The 14,754-nt window shown below is 54.3% G+C and carries 9 protein-coding genes and 1 riboswitch; of the genes, 4 read left to right on the top strand and 5 right to left on the bottom strand.

The annotated features are described in order from the left end of the window. Positions 1–15 precede the first annotated feature (15 nt). Entirely contained in the window at positions 16–2,883 is a 2,868-nt protein-coding gene (locus NSS83_RS21810) for a 2-oxoglutarate dehydrogenase E1 component (RefSeq protein ID WP_341346457.1), read from the top strand. A 59-nt stretch (positions 2,884–2,942) separates the two neighbouring features. Next, complete coding sequence (gene odhB / locus NSS83_RS21805) at positions 2,943–4,256, top strand: 2-oxoglutarate dehydrogenase complex dihydrolipoyllysine-residue succinyltransferase (protein ID WP_341182891.1); 1,314 nt, start codon at positions 2,943–2,945, stop codon at positions 4,254–4,256. 633 nt (positions 4,257–4,889) lie between these two features. Here the strand turns inward: odhB and NSS83_RS21800 are convergent. From NSS83_RS21800 to NSS83_RS21790, 3 genes are all read right to left on the bottom strand, one after another. Continuing rightward, a complete protein-coding gene (locus tag NSS83_RS21800; protein WP_341346456.1) occupies positions 4,890–6,149 on the bottom strand; it encodes an OFA family MFS transporter in 1,260 nt (419 codons plus the stop codon). A gap of 131 nt (positions 6,150–6,280) precedes the next feature. Then, positions 6,281–7,012, bottom strand: coding sequence for a LytTR family DNA-binding domain-containing protein (locus NSS83_RS21795; protein WP_341182894.1), 732 nt, complete (start codon positions 7,010–7,012; stop codon positions 6,281–6,283). Then, complete coding sequence (locus tag NSS83_RS21790) at positions 7,009–8,670, bottom strand: sensor histidine kinase (RefSeq protein ID WP_341182895.1); 1,662 nt, start codon at positions 8,668–8,670, stop codon at positions 7,009–7,011. The genes NSS83_RS21795 and NSS83_RS21790 overlap by 4 nt, the downstream gene beginning before the upstream one ends. A gap of 674 nt (positions 8,671–9,344) precedes the next feature. Between NSS83_RS21790 and NSS83_RS21785 the strand changes: the two genes are divergently transcribed. Then, positions 9,345–9,698 carry a hypothetical protein gene (locus NSS83_RS21785; RefSeq protein WP_341346455.1) on the top strand — a complete coding sequence of 118 codons (354 nt, stop codon included), beginning with the start codon at positions 9,345–9,347 and terminating at the stop codon, positions 9,696–9,698. Between the two features lie 167 nt (positions 9,699–9,865). Here the strand turns inward: NSS83_RS21785 and NSS83_RS21780 are convergent, their stop codons facing one another. Next, on the bottom strand, positions 9,866–11,383 hold the full coding sequence (locus NSS83_RS21780; protein WP_341346454.1) for a methyl-accepting chemotaxis protein: 1,518 nt from the start codon (positions 11,381–11,383) through the stop codon (positions 9,866–9,868). Positions 11,384–11,658: 275 nt separating this feature from the next. Next, positions 11,659–13,122: an NAD(P)/FAD-dependent oxidoreductase gene (locus tag NSS83_RS21775; protein WP_036695613.1), complete on the bottom strand. Its 1,464-nt coding sequence runs from the start codon at positions 13,120–13,122 to the stop codon at positions 11,659–11,661. Between the two features lie 138 nt (positions 13,123–13,260). Continuing rightward, a riboswitch (purine riboswitch) is annotated at positions 13,261–13,360 on the bottom strand. Between the two features lie 226 nt (positions 13,361–13,586). Here NSS83_RS21775 and NSS83_RS21770 point away from each other — a divergent pair. Beyond that, positions 13,587–14,681 carry a GGDEF domain-containing protein gene (locus NSS83_RS21770; protein WP_341346453.1) on the top strand — a complete coding sequence of 365 codons (1,095 nt, stop codon included), beginning with the start codon at positions 13,587–13,589 and terminating at the stop codon, positions 14,679–14,681. Positions 14,682–14,754 lie beyond the last annotated feature (73 nt).

The following is a 14,754-nucleotide window of genomic DNA, read 5'->3' as shown; positions in this document are numbered from 1 at the left end:
TAGGAGGACCTATTCATGGCAGTCAAAGAGCCCTATAACGACACAGTATGGAGCAAATATTACGGCCCCAACCTGGGCTACATCCAAGAAAGATATGAGCAATTTGTCAAGGACCCCTCTTCTGTTGAACAACATTACCGTGATCTCTTCACCGTATCCGGCCCCCCTCCGCTGGCACCCGATGCCGAGAGGGCTCCGAGCCCTGCCGTATCAGCAGATGCGCAGTGGCTCAAGAAGGCTGTTAAGGCCTCGAAGCTGATCGCCAATATTCGGATATACGGCCATATGGCCGCAGACATTGACCCGCTGGAGCGCAGCACGAACCCGATGGCCAAATGGCTGGAGCTGGAGACCTACGAGCTTACCCGCGAGGATCTTAATGCTCTGCCTGCTTCGCTGATCTGGGATAATGCCCCTGCGGATGTGCATACCGCGATGGATGCCGTCCACAGAATGCGCCAGGCCTATACCCAGACCATTGCCTACGAATTCGGGCATGTACATGATGAACGCGAGCTGCGCTGGCTCAACAGCCAGGCGGAATCGATGACCTCCCCTGCCCCGCTGAATAATACAGAGCGCAAAGAGCTGCTGAAGCGGCTGGTTCAGGTGGAGCACTTCGAGACCTTCCTGCACAAGACCTTCGTCGGCCAAAAGCGCTTCAGCCTGGAGGGCAATGATGCCCTCGTGCCGATGCTGGATGAGATTGTGCGGGCCGCCGCGCATGACGGCGCAGAGCATATCCTGATGGGCATGGCCCACCGCGGAAGACTTAATGTGCTGGCTCATATTCTGGGCAAGCCTTATGATATTATTTTCTCGGAATTCCATCACTCGCCGAACAAGGAGCTGTTCCCTTCGGAAGGCTCCATGGGCGTGACCTACGGCTGGAGCGGTGATGTGAAGTACCATCTCGGGGCTGACCGTGCCGTCCGCGAAGGCGAGACCGTTCGCACCCGGATCACGCTGGCCAATAACCCGAGCCATCTTGAATTCGTCAATCCTGTCGTCGAGGGCTTCACCCGCGCCGCACAGGAAGAGCGCAACGCTCCGGGACTGCCTAAGCTGAACACAAGCAAGGCTATGGCTGTGCTGATGCACGGCGATGCCGCCTTCCCTGGAGAGGGCATTGTCGCAGAGACGCTTAATATCGGCAAATTGCAGGGTTATCAGAATGGCGGTACTGTGCATATTATCGTCAATAACCGGATCGGCTTCACCACAGAGAGCGAGGATTCCCGCTCCACCCATTATGCCAGCGACCTGGCCAAAGGGTATGAAATTCCAATCGTGCATGTCAATGCCGATGACCCGGAAGCCTGTATTGCCGCAGTCCGTCTGGCCAGTGCTTACCGCCATATGTTCAAGAAGGACTTCCTGATTGATCTGATCGGCTACCGCCGCCACGGGCATAATGAAATGGATGATCCCGAGACAACCCAGCCGATTGTGTACGGCAAAGTGCGGAACCACCCTACGGTGTACCGCGCTTATGCTGAACGCCTGGAGCGTGAGAAGGTAATCACAGCGGATGATGTCAAGAACATGATTGCGGAGGCGGAGAGCGTCCTTCAGCAGGCCTTTGACCAGATGAAGGAAGGCAAACAGAAGAATGCGGAGTCCAAAACCGCCGTCGCGCTGGATAACGACAGTCCCCAGCAGCGTCCGACTGCCTTCCCGCTGGCCGGGCTGCAGGAGATTAACCGCGAGCTGCTGCGCGTACCGGCCGGCTTCAAGGTCTATCCGAAGCTGGAACGGATTCTGCAGCGCCGCAAGGATGCACTGAATGACGGCGAGCGGGTGGACTGGGCTCTGGCAGAGACGCTTGCCTTCGCTACCATCCTGAAGGATGGCACGCCGATCCGCCTCAGCGGGCAGGATTCACAGCGCGGTACCTTCGCCCACCGTCATCTGGTGCTGCATGACAGCGAGAACGGTGAACTCTATTCTCCGCTGCATCAGCTGAGTGATGCCGGCGCTTCATTCGGCGTCTACAACAGTCCGCTGTCCGAGGCCTCTGTCCTCGGCTTCGAATATGGTTATAATGTGTTCGCACCGGAGACCTTCGTTATCTGGGAGGCTCAATACGGCGACTTCGCCAATGCGGCTCAGGTCATTATCGACCAGTTCATTTCTGCCGGCCGCGCCAAGTGGACGCAGCGCAGCAATCTGACAATCCTGTTGCCTCACGGCTATGAAGGTCAAGGACCGGAGCACTCCAGCGCCAGAATGGAACGGTTCCTGCAGCTCTCCGCCGAGGAGAACTGGACTGTAGCCAACCTGACCAGCGCTGCGCAATATTTCCATCTGCTCCGCCGTCAGGCCGCGCTCTGCGGACAACCGGATGCCCGGCCGCTGGTCATCATGGCGCCGAAGAGCCTGATCCGTAACACGCGCAGCACCTCAGCCGGAGCGGACCTCGCTTCGGGCACCTTCCAGCCGGTTCTTCCCGAGCCGCTGCTCGGCAGTAAGCCGGAAGCCGTAAAGCGCCTCGTGGTATGCAGCGGCAAGGTGGCCATCGACCTGCAGACGGAGCTGGAAGCAACGCGCGGACAGGACTTCTCCTGGCTGCACATTTTGCGCATGGAACAGCTCTATCCGTTCCCGGAACGCGAGCTTGGCGCCCACCTTAGCGGCTTCAGCTCGCTGGAGGAGATCGTCTGGGTGCAGGAAGAACCGAAGAATATGGGCGGGTGGACGTATGCCGAATCCCGGCTGCGCGCCATCGCACCGCAGAAGGTCACTGTCCAGTACATCGGCCGTCCGGACCGTTCCAGCCCAGCCAGCGGCTACGCCGATGTCCACAGCTTCGAGCAGCGGCGCATTGTCCGGGAAGCCCTGAAATTGAATGCAGCAGTGCAAGCACCTGTACCGTCTTCCTGAGCACAGCAAGGCGGTCATCCAATATCACGCACACCACTATATTTGGGGAGGTACGGCCTGTGTCCGAGATAAAAGTACCCGATTTGGGCGAATCGATTTCCGAAGGAACGATCTACAAATGGCTGGTTAAAGAGGGCGACACTGTCGGCCAGGGGGATGTGCTTGCCGAGCTTGAGACTGACAAGGTCAATCTCGAGATCAGTGCGGAGGAGGACGGCGTCATCTCCTCCATCCTGCGCCAGGCGGGCGAGAACGTTGCCGTTGGCGAAGCCATCGGCATCATCGGCAGCGCCGCCGGGGCTGGTGCTGCCAGCAAGCCAGCAGCAGACAGCGCACCGCAGGGCGGCAGCGCGCCTGCTGCTGCCGCAAGTGCCGCAGCGGCTGAACCGGCCGCTGCGGTAACGGCTCCAGCCGCCGCCGAAGGTGCGGCGGCAGGCACTGCGGCCCTGGCTTCGCCGGGGGCGCGCAAGCTGGCACGGGAGCGGGGCATCGACCTCGGCGAGGTCAGTGCCCGCGACCCTATCGGCCGGATCGGTCAGGCCGATGTAGATGGTCATGGCGCAGCCGGGCCGCAGGCCGCTGCGCCGGCGGCTCCGGCGGCGGCTGCACGGCCGGAGCCGGCGAAGCCCGCGCCGCCGGCTGCGGGCAAGGCGCCGCACGCCGAGGACGGCAAAGCCACCGAGCGCAAGCGCATGTCGCGGCGGCGGCTGACGATTGCCAGCCGCCTGGTCGAAGCGCAGCAGACGGCTGCGATGCTGACCACCTTCAACGAGGTGGACATGACCGCCATTCTCGACATCCGCAAGCGCCGCAAGGATGCCTTCAAGGAGAAGCACGAGGTCGGACTCGGCTTCATGTCCTTCTTCACCAAGGCCGTCATCGGCGCGCTCAAGGCTTACCCGATGCTGAATGCCGAGATCGACGGGGAAGATCTCCTGCTGAAGAAATATTATGACATCGGTATTGCCGTAGCTGCCAAGGAAGGCCTGGTTGTACCGGTCGTCCGCGATGCCGACCGGCTTAGCTTCCCAGAGATCGAGCGGCGGATCGGCGAGCTGGCCTCCAAGGCGCGCGCCAATACGCTCAGTCTGCCGGAGCTCCAGGGCGGAACCTTCACGATCACGAACGGCGGAGTGTTCGGCTCCCTGCTGTCCACACCGATCCTCAACACCCCGCAGGTCGGCATTCTCGGCATGCACAAGATTCAGCTGCGCCCCATCGCGCTGGATGAGGAGCGCACGGTCAACCGTCCGATGATGTACATCGCATTGTCCTACGATCACCGGATCGTGGATGGATCAGAAGCGGTCAGCTTCCTGGTCAGAGTCAAGGAATTGCTGGAGGACCCGGAATCCCTGCTGCTGGAAGGCTAACCCTTCCGCTCGCAGCCTTCCCCTCCTTCCTATACACATATTCATAGGCAAACAGGCATCCGCAGAGCTTACCCGCCCTGCCGGATGCCTGTTTTCTGTTTTTAATTAGTGAAACTACTGCACAGAATACAACATTCCCCTTATAAAAGGGATCAAACTTATCAATTGTTGTACGAAATGCAAGATTCCCTCTCATCCAAGCGATTAAGCACGCTAAATCCTGCATTCTCTGCAACAATCTCACGAAATAACCAGAGATGCGCGGACCTAAGTTGTAATAACTACAACATTACCGAACAATACCAATATTACTCGACACTTCCGCCCCCCTCATTCCAACACACCCCATTCAGTATTTCGCATCCACCTACCTCACTCACCCCACGCCACTCCACCCTATTCGCTTTTTCACATCCCCCGTCACTCACCTCCACCACATCCTATTCTCTTTCCCACATCCCCCCATCCACAAAAAAAGACATCCCCCACCCGCTCACGCGGGCGGAGGACATCTCATCTTCTCCGAACTATTCTCTTTGTCTGTAGTACTCTTGTTTGTCTATGGTACTCTAATTTTTCTATGGTACTCTTATCTGTCTATACTACTCTAAGCCGACGTAAGCCGATATATGGTTAAGCCGTATGCCGTGAAGGCTTCAGGCTCATCCCCTTGGCTGAGGCTGCTCTGGCTACCGGAGGCTTCAGCGAAACCGCCAGGATGCAAGCCACAATGCACAGCAGACCGATGATGTTAAAAGTGGGCTTGAACCCGCCGAGGAAGGCGGCGATGAACGAACCGGACAGCGCGCCGATCCCGAAGCCCTGATAGATGATGCCGTAGTTCTTGCTGTGATTCTTCAAGCCGAAGAAGTCACTGACAATCGCCGGGAAGACGGTAATGTTGCCGCCGAAGCAGAAGGCGATGGCCGCCACACAGGCGAAGAACAGGCCATAGCTCAGCGCGGCATAGCTTAGTGTAAACATCGCCACAGCCGTTACCGCCAGCGTGATACTAATCAGCTTGGTCCGGCTTACCCGGTCGGATAATGCGCCAAGAATTAGGCGTCCAGCCGTGTTGAAAATAGCGATCATCGCCACAGCGTTCGCCGCCGTCGCCACATCCATCCCCGCCAGTTGCACACCGATATCCTTCACGATACCGATCAGGTAGAGACCGCTCATGCAGGCGGTGAAGAAGATTACGAACAGCAGGTATGCTTCCTTCGTGCGGAGCATTTCTTTCACAGTATAATCCTTGGGCAGCAGAGCCGCCCCGGAAGCGGACGATGTCCGGTTTCCCGCAGCAGCTACAGCAGGCGCAGCCACCGGAGCCTCCCGGATCAGCAGCGAGCCGATGAGGATCATCATCATGACTATAAGGCCCCAGTATAGAAAAGCATTCGACACCCCCGCCGATTCAATCAGGCCGCCGTTGATATATTTGAAGATCAGACTGCCCGTTCCGTAAGCACCCACGGACACCCCGGAGATCAGCCCCTTATTCTTCGGGAACCACTTCATCAGATTGGACAGCGAAGTAATATACGCCGTTCCGTCCGCATACCCGACTACTACGCCAGCCAGCAGGTAGAACATCGGCAGGGAACTGGCCTGCGAGCTTAGAATCAGCCCAAGCCCCAGCAGGATACCGGAAGCTGCGGTCAGTCTGCGGAGACCGAACCGGTCCTGCAGCTTGCCTGCGAACAGTGTGGCGAAGGCCAAGGCAAAGCTGGTAATAGAAAACGTTATCGAAACTGAGCTAAGCTCAAAACCAAATGTACTGACAAGATGTGCATTGAACAGGCTCCAGGTGTAGATGGTACCGAGTCCCATTTGCATAATTACTGTACCTAGTACGATGAGCCACCGTTTACTGGCTGTATCCGTTATCATCAGAATTCCCTCTTTCTCTCTGAAGTCGCTGAAGTCGCTTCAAGGCTTACTTGGCCTCTTCATTGTAGCGAAAGGAGCTCCTCCTGAGAGAAATCCGGAATGAGATGACACTTACGGGGAATGAACTGCCGTTAGAGACGCATAATCTGCCTGAATTCCTTCACCTTACTGCGGCTGACTGGCACCTCGGCGTTCAAATCACGCAGCCGGAGCAGATAGGTATTGTTGAACCAGGGGATGATTTCCTTGATTTTGGACAGATTGACCAGATAGGAGCGGTGGCAGCGGAAGAACTGCTCCTGCGGCAGACGGGTATGGAATTCACTGATACTTAGGGCCATGCTGTATTCCTCCCCTTTGGTGATCACACTCGTTGTTTTCTCCTGCGCCGAAGCATAATAGATCTCGTCTGCATCGATGACGATAATCTTTTCATTTTTCCACAGATTGACCTTATCGCTGCCCAGCTTCACCGGTCCCTCTTCCCCCTGGCGGCTCCCGGCCGCGATGGCACCCTCCAGCTTCTGCAGCATCGCTCTGATCCGCGTCTCGCTGTAAGGCTTCAGAATATAGTCGAACGCTTCAATCTCGAACGCCTCGGCGGCATGCTCCTTATAGGCTGTAATGAACACAATATACGGCTTGACCGCGAACCGGCTGATATTATGGGCCAGCAGCACCCCGTCAATCGAAGGGATATTGATATCCAGGAAAATCACATCCACCGTATCCGTCTGCAGGTACTTCAGCGCATCCAGTCCGTCCTCGAATTCCGCCGCAATCCTGATCCGGCTGTGGGTCTGAATCAGATACGTAAGCTCCTGTCTTGCCAGCACTTCATCCTCGACAATGATCGCTCTCATCGCTGCTCCTTTATCACATCAAAATAGATTTCCGTCCCCTTAGCCAGCCGCCGGATGGTCAGACCCGTGCCATAGATCAGCTTGATGCGCTGGTGTACGTTGTTGAGGCCGATTTTGTTGCCTTCCATGCTTCCGCTATAGACCTTCGCAATCGTCTCTTCACTGATCCCCGCTCCGGTATCGGCAATTCGCACCCTTACGCTGTCTCCGTGGTCCTTGACCGAGATCTCTACAGTTCCGTTCCCTTTCCCCTTCAAAATCCCGTGGATAATCGCATTCTCCACCAGCGGCTGAATGACCAGACTCGGAATGCGTACCGCCACCTCATCTATATCGTACAGTACGCTCAGGCGGCTGCCGAAGCGGGCCTTCTCAATCTCCACATAATGCTGTACCTGCTGCAGCTCACGCCGGATATCTATGGACTCATCGGTCAGCTCCAGATTATACCGCATATACCCCGACAGATTGACGATCAGCTCACGCGCCTTGTCCGGGTCGATCCGGATCGAGGAGATAATCGCATTCAGTGCATTGAACAGAAAATGGGGGTTGATGCTGGTCTGCAGTGCCTTCAGCTCGGCCTTGTTAGCCATCTCCTTGATCCCCTCAACCCGTGACACCTCCATCAGTGTGGAGATGATCTGGGATAGCCCAACAGCCATAGCCTGGAGGGAATAGGTGATTTTATGCGCGTGGGTATAGTAGATCTTGAGTGATCCCGTCACCTCCCCCTTCTCTTTCAGCGGAATAATGATCAGCGATCGGATGTCCCGGTTCATGTACTCGGTATCGTCGTCACGGATGGTAATCTCCCCGCTGCTCAGGGTCTGCTTCGTCTCCTCACTGATAATCTCATTAGCTTCGGCATAATATTCTTCCCCGACACCCACGTAGGCCAGAATGACTCTGGTATCGGTAATGGCCACCGCATCCGCCCCGATATCCTTCTGGATGATTCCGCAGATGGTACGCAGCGATTCGGGATTAATACTGCGGAAATACGGAAGCGTCTTATTGGCAATATCCAGCGCCAGCTTGGACTGCTTCGCGGCAATCCGTTCCTTCTCCCCTTCTACACTCTGCACAAGCGTAACGATCAGCCCGGCACAGATCTGCCCCATTATCATCGGAAAAGCAATCTTGGACACGATATCCACCCCCAGCGAATGGGGATCAGCCATCACCAGAATCAGCAGCATCGTCAATGCCTCGCAGGCCATTCCGGCAGCAATGGCAGCGATCCAGCGCCGTTCAGGCGAAGTGCGCCGGTAGATGATCCCGGATACCACACCCGCTGTAATGCTGGTAATCAGACATGGGAGCGAGGTAACCCCGCCGATATCGATCAGGAAGCGGTGTACGCCCGAGAGGATCCCGGTAATCAGCCCGACCCAAGGGCCGAACAGGATTCCGCCAGCGATGATGGCGATAATCCGCACATTGACCAGAGACCCTTCCACATTAATCCCGCTGTAGGTTCCGAAGATGGCGAACAGGCTGAAGATGACCGTGACAATCGCCAGCTCCTGAGGGGCATGAACCCCTTTGGCAAAAATCTCCTTGAACCGCGGCACCCGGCTCAGCACGAACAGACACATCAGCAGCAGCGCTGCCCGCTCAAATAATTGCAGCAGAATACTCAAATTATATTGCACACTCACGCCTCCATAGGACAAGCTATCGGTCCATTATAAGATGGGATAATGGTTATAGCAATCCGCGCAGCCGCCTCTAATAGTTGAGGTAATCCTATTGGATTTCCAAACCGGGCATGTCTGTTCCCCGGGTATAAAAGCCCTTCTATTGCGGAAAATTAACTATTATCGTATGGTTTCTTTAAAGGAGTGATAGCTTGTGCGTATAGCTTTTTGGATTGTATTTGCCTTTGTTGGCATTTTGATCTTTTGGATAGTCGGCGGCTTAATTGGCCGTACCAAACGAAAGTAATCTATAGGGGCTATAACAGCCCCTCAAAAGAACTGGTGCACCTTTTCTTCGGGCTGTGCAACAATCAGTATAAAGACGTTTTCGAAATTGGAGCCTGGCTCATACACAATACATGTGGATTGGAACAAAACCATTGTATCTGCTGAATTTGTTCAAAACTAAAATTGGTGAAGCTAACGGGAAACGCTAGTTTAATACAGCAGTCAGACTAAAACCTCTCTCTAGAAGGAAACTAGATATGGCGACGGATCAGCTTTAGAATCCGTCGCCATTCAACTAAAGAGTAGTTAAGACCTTTATGAAGAAAAGAGGTGTTCGTGGTATTATATGTAATTATGAGTTATGAAATAAATGGATTATTTGAAAATGGGGGAATCAAAATATGGAACGTAAAATTCAACTAATGGAAACCTACGTAAATATCGACTTTGGAAACTCTCCCTTTTTAAAATTAGATAAAGGGTTGCAAATTCCATACTCTTCAATCACAGGAATAACAACTGGTAGACCGATACCAAATGCTTTTAAACTATATGGTGCTTTATTAGGAGGAATGCGAAACGGGTTATTTAGATCAAACGGTGGTTATCAACTACACTTTTTTGAAAATGAGCATGATACTCTTCATTTAGATTTGAATAGCTTTAAAGTTGGTAAGTTCAAAATATCAAAGTTGATCATCGGTGTTGAAAATCCTGAAGAAATAAGTAAAAATATTTCCGAACGAGTGAAGTGATAATTTTGATGAACTGTTTATTGAACTAACAGGGAACGTTAGTTCAACATCATAGCGGCAGTCTATGATGTTGTAATTCATTCAGAGCTGCCGCGATAGGCTGAGTTTTCTCACCGTGCTATCTTCCCTTACTGCGCCTGCGCCGTTTGCGCCCACTATTCACTGCTCTAGACTGCCAGATCAATCCCCACCACACCCACAATTTCCCCGTCGCTGTTCGTAATTGCTCTGGAGAGGGTGATGCAGGAACGCTTGGTAATGGCTGAGACATACGGCTGCGAGACGTACTGCCCTTCCGCCATCGCTCCATTCCACCAGTCACGGCGTTTCGCATTCAGCAGCCCGGCCGCAGGCTCGGAGTAGATGAAGGTGCCATCTGTCCGGTTGGACCAGATGGCCTGCACATCCGGCACCTTATGCTTGCAGGCTGTAAGAACTCTGCCATGGATGTCCGCATCCGCTGCACACATCTCCTGCTTGGCTGCTATCTCCTCCAGCACCGCCTGCATTTCCTCAAGCCGCGCCGAATATTGGCCCAGCTCAATGACTTCGCGTCCGGCAATGCCGTTCACCGACTGCTGCAGGGTCTGAGATTCCAGCAGTAGACTTGCGCTAATCCCATTAAGTTGCCCGATCTGAGTCCGCTGTCGGGTTACCTGCTCCAGGGTCAGGTCTACGCCTGCAATGGTCTCATTAACAATCCCCACTGCACCGCTCAGCTCGCCGGTCACCTCTTCGATCAGCCTGCTCTGCCGCTCGGCCGCAGCCGCTGACTCCGTAACGATGATCCCAACTTCCTCCACCCGGGCCGAGATATCCCCCAGGCGCTGCTTCACCTTCGCCACTTCATTCACGCCATGCGCAACCGCTGTCTGCTCCTTCGTGACTGACTCCAGCACCTGCCGTACTCCATGATTGAGATCCAGCAGCACCGCCGTAGAGCGCTCCACGGAATCCCGGCTCTGATCGGCCAGCTGCCTGATCCGGCCTGCGACCACAGCGAACCCCCGGCCCGCTTCTCCGGCCCGCGCAGCTTCAATCGAGGCATTCAGCGCCAGCAGCGAGGTCTCATTGCCGATGCCTACGATCAGGGCGTTCATCTCCTCCACCAGCGCAATATGTCCGCTTAACATGGTGAATTTGCTCAGCATGTCTCCGCTCTGCTCCTGCAATTCCTCCATGACCTCATCAGTATTCTTCAGGGAATCCACCATCCCCGCCATCCCTGTACGTGCTGCCTGCATCGCCGCACTCAGCCGCCCAGTCAGCTCTCCAATCTGTCCGGTAACCGCTGCAACTCCGCCCATTCTGGCAAAAGCACCCTCAATATTGGCCTTCGCCTCATTGCTCCGGGTCTGCAGCTCCACCTCATAGGCATGTGAATAGTCCGCTGTCTGCTGAAGTCCTTCGGTATGACGGGTAATCTCCTCCAGAGCACCATGCAGCCGGTCCGTGGTGACGACAATTTCATTGCCCAGCAGCTCCACCTTGCTCCGGGCTTCTGCCAGTTGCCCGGCTCCGGCCACTCCGCCCCGGCGGATATCCAGCGCAAGCCCGGCAAGTGCTGCCATCAGCAGCAGATAGACAACCTTATGTACCCAGTACATCTCTATCCATAACCCATACATCCCCACACCCAGCAGCAAAATAATAACGATAGCGGCCTTGCTCCGGCGAATTCCCATTCTGCACGTTCACTCCACTCTATCATGTTATGTATTCTAACATTATATCAGCAGAGTTAAATTAAGGAAACCACTACTCTATAGATTGGACTTATATTTTTTCTGTTAGGGGTTTGCCGCGACTCCAGAGAAGTTATGGACTTCCGGCCGCACATACATTCGGTCCGTGCTCCGCTCTACCAGCCAATTGCCATTGGGTTTTAAGCATACTTAAAAAACAGCCGCCCCCAGCATCTGAGGGTACGGCTGTCCTTCCGGCGTCTTCCCGCCCAGGATTATACTCCTGCCGGTTGTACGCTAACCTCTTGGGCATTCTTCGCCATCATGCCGCGGGCAATCCAGACGCCAGCTGCTCCGGCCTGGGCCAGTCCGCGGGTAATGCCTGCCCCGTCGCCGCCGCAGTAGAGGCCGGAGATTTCGGTCTCGAACTCATCCGTCAGCTTCGGACGGGCAGAATAGAATTTCGCTTCCACGCCATAGAACAGCGTATGCTCGGAGGCGATACCAGGAGTTACCTTTTCCAGGGCTTCCACCATTTCGATCAGACTCTTCATTGTGATGTACGGCAGCACCAGACCCAGATCGCCGGGCACCGCTTCCTTCAGCGTCGGCTCCAGGAACCCTTCCTTGATCCGGGTCTCTGTAGACCGGCGGCCCCGCAGGATATCCCCGTATTTCTGCACGATGACCCCGCCGCCGGACAGATCATTCGCCCGCTTGCAGATCTCCCGGGCATATTCGTTCGGCTTATCGAACGGCTCAGTGAAGGTATGGGAGACTAGCAGCGCAAAGTTGGTATTCTTCGAGCCTAATGCAGGGTCCTTATAGGAGTGCCCGTTTGCAGCCATCGCCCCGCTGTGATTCTCTACCACCACATGCCCCGAGGGATTGCTGCAGAAGGTGCGGACGCGTGTACCCACGGAGGTATTGAAGATGAATTTGCCCTCGTACAGATGCTCATTGATCTCCCTCATCACCACATCCGAGGTCTCTACACGCACCCCGACATCGACCTGGTTATTGTACATTTTGAGCCTGCGTTTCTTCAGTACCTCTGTCAGCCAGGCCGAGCCGTCCCGTCCCGGAGCAATCATCACCAGACCCGCTTCATGACTCTCCCCATTCTTCAGTGTAATGCCTGTAATGCGGTGCGTTCCGTTCTCTTTGACGGTAACGATATCTTCTACTTCTGTCTTGTATAACATATCAATGCGTGTCCGCAGATATTCATAGATCGATTTCAGAATCTCCAGGTTCTGCTCGGTTCCGAGGTGGCGGACCTGCGCCCGCAACAGCTTCAACCCGGCGGCATATCCCCGCTGCTCAATACCGCGAATGCTCTCCGTGGTCGGATCGGTAATGACCGGGGTTGCCCCGTGCTCCAGGTTGATTCCATCTACATATTCAATCAGCTCCATCACCTTGGAAGGAGGCAGATAATCCGTCATCCAGCCGCCGAATTCGGTCGTAATGTTGAATTTGCCGTCACTGTACGCCCCAGCACCGCCGAAGCCCGCAGTAATGGAGCAGGCCGGCAGACAACCGGCGAATTCCTTGCGGCCGGAGGCGGGCGGACAGAGCTTGATTTTCTCCTCCAGAATCGGGCAGTTGCGGCGGTAGATATCATGTCCCTTGTCCACCAGCAGCACCTTCAGCTCAGGGGCCTTCAGCGTTAATTCATAACAGGCGAATATTCCAGCCGGACCGGCTCCAACAACAATCACATCATATTTACTCATATCTTCTCTGTTCCTCCCAGGTGAAACGGCTTCGGCCTGCAGTTGACAGGGGCTGCGAAGCGTCTCTGCGGTATATTCGTCCACTTATCCAAGCAGCACCCAACAGCACACAAAAAAATCCCGGCCTCTTCATAGGTATGCAAAATGCACCCTATTCGTAGCCAGGAATTTACGGTCCCCTGTAGAAACCCTCAAACCTTATCATTGAGGATATACGAACAGCTTTACCCGTTATTACGGGCCAATTGGAATTTTACCGAATAAATCCGAATGTGTCAATGACGAATAGCATTAATAGTTCGTGTTTATAGCAATACCCGGAATCACACATATTGATAACCTCACAAACTCCTTACAAACACGAACGTTATTACAGACCTATTCCCAGACATAAGACCTAGAAGGAGAAACGTGAACATTGTCGAATATATAAGTACATTGCCACTGGAAAAGAGGAACATCTTATGCAAATCCCACCGCCAACTCCTCGCCAAATGTACTGGAACCGCGCCCTCCTCAACACGTTCTGGTTGGTGCTATTTGTATATCTCGCCAGCCAGTTCTATGTAACCTTATCGATGTGGAGCCACCAGCCCGAGTTCTCCGGCAAGCAGCATCTCATCATGCATATCCTGATACCGGATTCTATCCTGTTCATCCTGCTGGTCATTCTGGAGAGTATTCATAGATATAAGCCGGTGTTATCCGAATTCTTAATCCTTCTTACAAGCCATCTGTACGGCATCCTGATCATTCTGAATCTGAGTTCGGACTACCATGTGAAGCCGCTGATTATGCTGTTTCCGCTGCTGGTATCTATGGTCTATCTCAAAGAGAACTACCTTAAGGCCTCTTCAGTGATCTGTCTGTTCTACATTATCATCCTGTTCCTGAACACATCTATTTACGATTTCACTCTGCGCATCCAGAACATCATCATTACCCTGATCTTCGCGGCTGTCTCTCTGACCGGCTTCGCCGTGATTGCGCGGGGCAAGGAGCTGATGCGCTCGCTTGAGAGTTCAGTGAAGTCAGAGCAGGAGCTGCGCATTCAGAACATCATTATGGACCGTCTGTCCAAGATTGACCCGCTGACCGACCTGTACAACCATAAGACCTTTCATGAATATCTGGGCTGGCTGATTGACCATCAAGAGAGCAATCCTTTTCCGATGCAGCTGGCTGTTATTGATATCGACAATTTCAAAAAGGTCAATGACCAGTACGGACACTGGGTCGGAGACATCGTTCTCCGGCAGGTCGCCGCTGTCATGCTCCAGCATATCGACTCGGATGATTTCGCAGCCCGGTACGGCGGGGAAGAATTCGTGATTATTCTGACATCCAAGACGCTGGAGGATTCGAGCCGCATTATGGAGAATATCCTCGCAGGAATTGCGAGCCTTCCAATCAGCGAAATGGACAATGAATCGGTTACCGTGAGCATCGGAATGCATGAATATAACGGCGGGGATTCCAAAAGCTCTATCTTTCAGCAGGCGGACGACGCCCTGTACGAGGCCAAGAAGACCGGCAAGAACAAAATCATCACTCTGTAGTAAGGTCACATATATATTCTATATTTCAAAAAAGCGGGTCCCCCGTGCATAGCTGCCTATGCTGGGGACCCGC

It is taken from the genome of Paenibacillus sp. FSL H3-0469 (genome assembly GCF_038051945.1).
GTDB lineage: Bacteria > Bacillota > Bacilli > Paenibacillales > Paenibacillaceae > Paenibacillus_AQ.
The sequence above is the reverse complement of the archived record's forward strand: the minus strand, read 5'-3'. Positions and strand labels throughout refer to the sequence as shown.

Bases quoted from the DNA above. Each gene is read 5' to 3' on its own strand.
- NSS83_RS21775 (WP_036695613.1), bottom strand. From the start codon at position 13,122: ATGAGTAAATATGATGTGATTGTTGTTGGAGCCGGTCCGGCTGGAATA.
- NSS83_RS21770 (WP_341346453.1), top strand. From the start codon at position 13,587: ATGCAAATCCCACCGCCAACTCCTCGCCAAATGTACTGGAACCGCGCC.
- NSS83_RS21785 (WP_341346455.1), top strand. From the start codon at position 9,345: ATGGAACGTAAAATTCAACTAATGGAAACCTACGTAAATATCGACTTT.
- NSS83_RS21800 (WP_341346456.1), bottom strand. From the start codon at position 6,149: ATGATAACGGATACAGCCAGTAAACGGTGGCTCATCGTACTAGGTACA.
- NSS83_RS21795 (WP_341182894.1), bottom strand. From the start codon at position 7,012: ATGAGAGCGATCATTGTCGAGGATGAAGTGCTGGCAAGACAGGAGCTT.
- NSS83_RS21780 (WP_341346454.1), bottom strand. From the start codon at position 11,383: ATGGGAATTCGCCGGAGCAAGGCCGCTATCGTTATTATTTTGCTGCTG.
- NSS83_RS21810 (WP_341346457.1), top strand. From the start codon at position 16: ATGGCAGTCAAAGAGCCCTATAACGACACAGTATGGAGCAAATATTAC.